General features: G+C 73.1%; 6 protein-coding genes. 1 reads left to right on the forward strand and 5 read right to left on the reverse strand.

Annotated elements, in window-relative coordinates; all coding sequences use genetic code 11:
- Positions 1–13 precede the first annotated feature (13 nt).
- The 5 genes from ABD198_RS25905 to ABD198_RS25925 all read right to left on the reverse strand — a co-directional run bounded on the left by ABD198_RS25905 (position 14) and on the right by ABD198_RS25925 (position 4,745).
- Positions 14–370 carry an LLM class flavin-dependent oxidoreductase gene (locus ABD198_RS25905; protein WP_425580551.1) on the reverse strand — a complete coding sequence of 119 codons (357 nt, stop codon included), beginning with the start codon at positions 368–370 and terminating at the stop codon, positions 14–16.
- A 78-nt stretch (positions 371–448) separates the two neighbouring features.
- Complete coding sequence (locus ABD198_RS25910; RefSeq protein WP_344006257.1) at positions 449–1,270, reverse strand: DUF5336 domain-containing protein; 822 nt, start codon at positions 1,268–1,270, stop codon at positions 449–451.
- Between the two features lie 158 nt (positions 1,271–1,428).
- Entirely contained in the window at positions 1,429–2,409 is a 981-nt protein-coding gene (locus ABD198_RS25915) for an N-acetylmuramoyl-L-alanine amidase (RefSeq protein ID WP_344006259.1), read from the reverse strand.
- Between the two features lie 109 nt (positions 2,410–2,518).
- Positions 2,519–3,112 (reverse strand): class I SAM-dependent methyltransferase, encoded by a 594-nt coding sequence (locus ABD198_RS25920; protein WP_344006269.1) that lies wholly within the window; start codon positions 3,110–3,112, stop codon positions 2,519–2,521.
- 133 nt (positions 3,113–3,245) lie between these two features.
- Positions 3,246–4,745: an MFS transporter gene (locus ABD198_RS25925; protein ID WP_344006261.1), complete on the reverse strand. Its 1,500-nt coding sequence runs from the start codon at positions 4,743–4,745 to the stop codon at positions 3,246–3,248.
- A 102-nt stretch (positions 4,746–4,847) separates the two neighbouring features.
- On the opposite strand from ABD198_RS25925, the gene ABD198_RS25930 reads away from it, so the two are divergent.
- A complete protein-coding gene (locus tag ABD198_RS25930; protein WP_425580552.1) occupies positions 4,848–6,281 on the forward strand; it encodes an MFS transporter in 1,434 nt (477 codons plus the stop codon).
- The last annotated feature ends 100 nt before the right edge of the window (positions 6,282–6,381 follow it).

The following is a 6,381-nucleotide window of genomic DNA, read 5'->3' on the forward strand; positions in this document are numbered from 1 at the left end:
CCTTGTGCGGGGCTCAGGAGTTGAGCTCCGCCAGCACCCGCAGACTCGCCGGATCCGGTGCCAGCGCCAGCAGGTCCGTCACCAGGCCCTTGCGCCACAACTGAAGCCGCTCGGCGATGCGTTCCCGCGGCCCCACCAGGGAGATCCCGTCGGCGAAGGCGTCCGGCACCGCCCGCACCGCCTCCTCCGTGCGCCCGGACAGGAACAGTTCCTGCACCCGGCGGGCCTCCTCCTCGTACCCCATGCGGGCCATCAAGAGCCGTTCGGCCTCCTGCGCCAGCGGCAGGTGGTCGGGCGAGGGGCCGCGGCCCCAGTAGCCGAGCGCGAGTCCGAGCCGCATGCCACCAGCCTCCTGACGGTACGTCAGCATTCGCGGGCGGCGTCGAGGGTACGGCAACGGCCCCCCGCCCGGAAGGGCGAGGGGCCGTGGAACGCTCAGCGGCGCGACTCAGCCGCGCTGGATGCCGGAGGTGTCCTGCAGCACGCCGCGGCGGCCGTCCTGCGTCTGGGCGACCAGCGCCTGACCGCGCTGCTCCACCGCCAGGTACCAGGTGCCGGGCGCCAGTTCGGCGATCGGCGTCGGCGAGCCGTCCTCCGGGAACAGCGGCCGGGGCACCGGCACGGCGAACCAGAACGGCGAGAAGTCCCCGGCGGGCTGCGCCGGCTGGCCCTGCGGCTGACCGCCCGGGAACGGCTGCTGGCCTGCCGGACCGGGCTGGCCCGGCTGACCGGCGTAGGGCTGCTGGGCGCCCGGGTAGCCGTAACCGCCGGGCGGCTGGGCGCCGTAGGGCTGCGGCGCGGACGGGCCGCCGGCCGGGAGCAGGGTGCCCTTGAGCGCCGGGACCAGCGGGGTGGCGACCGCGGCGGCGGCCAGCACCAGGGTGGCGATGAGGGCGAGGATCAGGCCCATGCCGGGGTCGATCCGGTCGTCCAGGCCGCTGCTGTCGTTGTCGAACGCACCCAGCGGGTCGAAGATGTTGCCCAGCGCGCACCAGGCGGCGAAGACCGTGAAGGCGATACCGAACTGCCCGAGGTCGAGGCCCGCGACCTTCTTCGGCTGGGGCAGGGCCCGGGCCACGACGACGAGAGCGGCGCCGATCAACCCCGCCAGCACGACACCGAACAACACCGGCCCGCTGCCCCACAGGCTGGGGATGCCGTCGTCGTCCACGCCGTCGAACGAGTAGATGTCGAGGAACGACGCGATGAACAGCAACACCGCTGCTCCGATCACCACGCCGTCGCCTCGAGTGAGGGAGCGGATATTCACTTCAGGTCCTTCGTTGTCGTCTCGTCGTCGGTAGAGGCGTCGCTGTCACCTTGTCGCCCTCGGGCCAGGGTGCGAAGCGCGGGGGTGGCCCCTCGTCGTGGGAACGACACTATCGTCCGCCCGATCAGGCTGTCCGCCGGGACCATTGCCCCGAACTGCTACCCGCGCAGAAAACTCACGATTCCATCCGAAATCCCACGCGCCGCTTTCTGCCGCCAGGCACCGCTGGTCAGCTGTGCCGCGTCCTTGCTATCGCGCATGTTCCCGCACTCGATGAACACCTTGGGAACCGTTGACAGATTGAGACCGCCCAGGTCCTTACGCGTGACGAGACCGGTGCCGCCGCCCACGTAGTTGGAGGGCGCGCTCCCGGTGACCCGGACGAAATTCCCGGCGATGCGCTCACCGAGTTCGCGGGACGGTCCGACGATGGCGCGGGTGTCGGCCGCGCCGGCCTTCACGGCGCCGGGCAGGATCACATGGAACCCGCGGTTGCCGGTCCCGGAGCCGTCGGCGTGCAGGGACACCACGGCATCGGCCTTCGCCTCGTTGCCGATCCGGGCCCGCTCGTCGATGCACGGGCCGAACGGCCGGTCGCCGTCCTGCGTCAGCTTCACCGTCGCGCCCTGCGCCTCCAGCAGCTCGCGCATCCGGCGGGCGACGTCGAGTGTGAACTTCGCCTCGGTGTAACCGCCGTTGGTGGAGGTCCCGGTGGTGTCGCACTCCTTGCGGTTGGTCCCGATGTCCACCTGACGGTTGATCTCGGCGGTGTGCCGGAAGTTGCCCGGATTGTGCCCCGGGTCGATGACCACGACCTTCCCCTTGAGGGGCCCGGACGCGGCCGGCGCCGAGGCGGAACCGGAGGTGGCGGATGCACTCGGCTCCGCACTCCCGGAAGGCTTCTTCGACGGCGAGGCCGACGCCTTCGCCGACGACGGCGCCCGCGACGACACCGAGGCCGATGCCTCGCCCGCCGCACCGCCGTTCCGCTCGTCGTCCCCCGACCCTCCGCCGACCACGGCATACACCGCCCACCCGAGCAGCGCACCCGGCATCAGCGCGGCCAGCGCCACAGTCAGCGGCCCCCGCCGGGACCGCCGCGGCTCAGGAGCATCGAAATCGGGACCCGTATACGACACGCAGCCACCCTAGCGGCTGCCGCCGAGCACGCACGCCGATGCGGGGGCGGGGCGAACGGGGCACCTGGGGGGCGCTCGCTCGGTCAGGTGACCCGGCCCACGCGCCCCGTCAGATGCCGGGACCCGTGCGCCGGAGCACGCGCAGGGAGTTCTGTGCCGCGACCTCGGTGAAGGCGCCGGAGGCGAGGGCGCGGAGGTAGATGCGGTAGGGGGCCTGGCCGGTGAACTCGTCGGCGGGGTCGGGGAAGACGTCGTGGATGGCGAGGAGGCCGCCGGGGGCGACATGGGGTGCCCAGCCCTCGTAGTCGGCGGTGGCGTGCTCGTCGGTGTGGCCGCCGTCGATGAAGACCAGGGCCAGCGGGGAGGCCCACAGGGACGCGATCTGCCGTGAGCGGCCGACGAGGGCGACGACGTGGTCCTCCAGGCCCGCCCGGTGCAGGGTGCGGCGGAAGGCGGGCAGGGTGTCCATCACGCCCAGTTCGGGGTCGACCGTCTCCGGGTCGTGATAGTCCCAGCCGGGCTGCTGCTCCTCGCTGCCGCGGTGGTGGTCCACGGTGAGCGCGGTGACACCGGCCGCCCGCGCCGCGTCGGCCAGCAGGATCGTGGAGCGGCCGCAGTAGGTGCCGACCTCCAGCAGGGGCAGGCCGAGGCCGCCCGCCTCCCGGGCCGCCGCGTGGAGGGCGAGCCCTTCGTCCACGGGCATGAAGCCCTTCGCCGCCTCGAACGCGGCGAGTACACCGGGGCCGGGTGCCGCCGGCGCGAGGCCGGCCTGGGAGATCGTCCGTGTGTCCACGGGGTCATGCTGCCGTACGCCGGGCCGCACCCGGCGACCGGGGTCAGGCGGAGACCCTGCCCGGCGCCGGCCGTGCGGCGTGCTCCGCGGCCGGCTCGTCCTCACTGCTCGCCAGCAGCTGCCCGCCGGCGGGCGGACGCGTGCCGGGCAGGAACAGGGCGAGGAGCAGGCCGGCGGCCACCGCCGCCGTGGCGATCAGGAAGGAGAGGCGGAAGCCGTGCAGGGAGGGCACCTCCACGCCGCCCGTGGTGTGGGCCGTGGCCGCCAGCACCGTGCCGATGACGGCGCTGGACACCGAGGTGCCGATGGAGCGCATCAGCGTGTTCAGGCCGTTCGCCGCGCCCGTCTCCGACGCCGGGACCGCGGCGTTGATCAGCGCGGGCAGCGAGGCGTAGGCGAGGCCGATGCCGGCGCCCAGGACGATCGACGTCACCAGGGTCTGCCAGGCGGCGCTCATCAGGCCGAGGCCGCCGCCGTAGCCGAGGCCGATGATCAGCAGGCCGAGGACGAGGGTGGCCCGCGGGCCGTAGCGGGCCGAGAGGCGGGCGTACACGGGGGCGGTGAACATCATCGTCAGGCCGAGCGGCGCCACGCACAGACCGGCGACGACCATCGACTGGCCGAGCCCGTAGCCGGTGCCGGCGGGGAGCTGGAGGAGCTGGGGGAGGACCAGGGAGACGACGAAGAAGGAGACGCCGACCATGATCGACGCGAGGTTGGTGAGCAGCAGCTCCCGGCGTGCGGTGGTGCGCAGGTCCACCAGCGGAGCCGGCAGGCGCAGTTCCATCCACCCCCACAGCAGCAGCACCGCCACCGAGGCGCCGAAGAGCGTGAGCGTCGTGGCCGAGGCCCAGCCCCAGTTGCCGCCCTTGGAGACCGGCAGCAGGAACAGCACCAGCCCGGCGGACAGACCCAGCGCGCCCGGCAGGTCGAAGGTGCCCGGGGCGCGCGACGGCGACTCCGGCACGACGAGGAGGATCAGCGTGATCGCGAGCAGGCCGAGGCCCGCGGCGCCGAAGTAGAGGACGTGCCAGTCGGTGTGCTGGGCGACCAGCGCCGCGGCGGGCAGGGCGAGGCCGCCGCCGACGCCTATGGAGGAGCTCATCAGGCCCATCGCCGAGGCCAGCCGCTCCCGCGGCAGCAGGTCCCGCATCAGGCCGATGCCGAGCGGGATGGCGCCCATCGCGAAGCCCTGGAGAGTACGGCCGGCGATCATCAGCAGCAGATCGCTGGTGAACGCGCTGACCAGCGCCCCCACCACCATCACCGCGAGGCCCGCCACCAGCATCCGCCGCTTGCCGAACAGGTCGCCGAGCCGGCCCAGGATCGGGGTGGCGACGGCACCGGACACCAGGGTCGAGGTCAGCACCCAGGAGGCGTCGGCGGCCGAGGCGTCCAGCAGGCGCGGCAGATCCTTGATGACCGGCACCAGCAGGGTCTGCATCACCGCCACCACGATCCCGGCGAAGGCCAGCAGCGGCACCACGGCCGTGCTGGTCTCACGCGGGGCGGGGGCGGCGGGGTCGGTCGTCGTCCGTCTCATGGTCAGCGGGAACCTGTCTGCTGAGGCAACTATTCCGTTGCTTCGGCGCTCTAACGATTTCTTGGCCGGTTCTTGACGGACCCGCGTCCGGCGGTTGAGAGCATGGCAATCATGCTCCAGGCTTCCGGTACCTCCACCTCTGTCACCCGACGTCCCGCACCTCCCGCATGGCTGGTGGTGACCCTGGCCTGCGCCGGCCAGTTCCTGGTCGTCCTGGACATCTCCGTCGTCAACGTCGCCCTGCCCTCCATCCGCACCGGCCTCGGGCTGGACGCCCAGGGCCTGCAGTGGGTGGTCAACGCCTACGCGATCGCCTTCGCCGGCTTCATGCTGCTCGGCGGACGCGCCGGCGACCTCTACGGACGCAAGCGGATGTTCCTCGTCGGCCTCGGCCTGTTCACCGCGGCCTCGCTGGCGGGCGGGCTGGCCCAGGAGGGCTGGCAGCTGCTGCTGGCGCGGGCCGTGCAGGGACTCGGGGCGGCCGTGCTCGCACCCTCCACCCTGACCCTGGTGACCTCCGCCGTGCGGGAGGGCGCGGCACGGGCGCGGGCCATCGCCACCTGGACCGCCGTCGGCGCGGGCGGCGGCGCGGCCGGCGGCTTCGTCGGCGGGGTGCTGGTGGACTCGCTGTCCTGGCGCTGGGTGCTGCTGATCAATGTCCCGGTCGGCGCGGTGGTGCTCGCCGCCGCCGCGCGCTGGCTGACCGAGAGCAGGGCCGGGGACCGGCGGCGGCTGGACCTGCCCGGCGCCGTGCTGGTGACGGCGGGCCTCGGCACCCTGGCCTACGGCATCTCGCAGACCGAGGCCGAGGGCTGGACGGCGCCCGCGACCGTCGTACCGCTGACCGCCGGGCTCCTTCTGGTCGCCGGCTTCCTGTTCGCCGAGGCGTGGGCGAAGGAGCCGCTGATGCCGCTCCGGCTGCTGCGGCTGCGGACGGTGGCCTCGGCGAACGTGGCGATGTTCGTCAGCGGCGCCGCCATGTTCTGCATGTGGTACCTGATGACGCTGTACGCGCAGAACGTGCTCGGCTACAGCCCGCTGGAGGCCGGACTCTCCCTGGTGCCCAGCTCGCTCGCCGTGGTGCTGGGTTCCAAACTGGCGCCCCTGCTGATGCCCGTGCTCGGCCCGCGCACCGTGGCGGTGCTGGGCACGCTCGTCGCCACGGCCGGCTTCGGCTGGCAGTCCACGATGACCGCGGACGGCACCTTCCTGACCTCGATCATGTTCCCCGGCATCCTGATGATGCTGGGCGGCGGCCTGGCCGGCACCCCGCTCGCCGCGCTCGCCACCTCCGGCGCCGCACCGCAGGAGGCCGGCCTGGTCTCCGGGCTGGTCAACACCTCCCGCACCATGGGCGGCTCCCTGGGCCTCGCGATCATGTCCACCATCGCGGCGGCCCGCACCGGTGACTCCACCGCCCCAGAGGCGCTCACCGAGGGTTACGCCCTCGCCTTCCGCACGGGCGCGGTGGTGCTGGCGGCCGGGGCCGTGATGATGTGGCTGTGGCTGCCGCGCAAGGCGGGGGCCGCGCACTGAGCGCGGTTGCGAACTAGGGCCTGTCGTTTGGATCAGCCCGCGGGAATCGCCGGCGCCTTGTCAGCACCGGTGAGCGGGGTCTGGTGCGTGCAGCTGCAAG

Origin of the sequence: Streptomyces thermocarboxydovorans (genome assembly GCF_039524635.1) — a bacterium.
Lineage (GTDB): Bacteria > Actinomycetota > Actinomycetes > Streptomycetales > Streptomycetaceae > Streptomyces > Streptomyces thermocarboxydovorans.

Excerpts from the sequence above, each read along its gene's own strand:
- ABD198_RS25925 (WP_344006261.1), bottom strand. The coding sequence starts at position 4,745 with ATGAGACGGACGACGACCGACCCCGCCGCCCCCGCCCCGCGTGAGACC.
- ABD198_RS25920 (WP_344006269.1), bottom strand. The coding sequence starts at position 3,112 with ATGCCCGTGGACGAAGGGCTCGCCCTCCACGCGGCGGCCCGGGAGGCG.
- ABD198_RS25930 (WP_425580552.1), top strand. The coding sequence starts at position 4,848 with ATGGCAATCATGCTCCAGGCTTCCGGTACCTCCACCTCTGTCACCCGA.
- ABD198_RS25905 (WP_425580551.1), bottom strand. The coding sequence starts at position 370 with ATGCTGACGTACCGTCAGGAGGCTGGTGGCATGCGGCTCGGACTCGCG.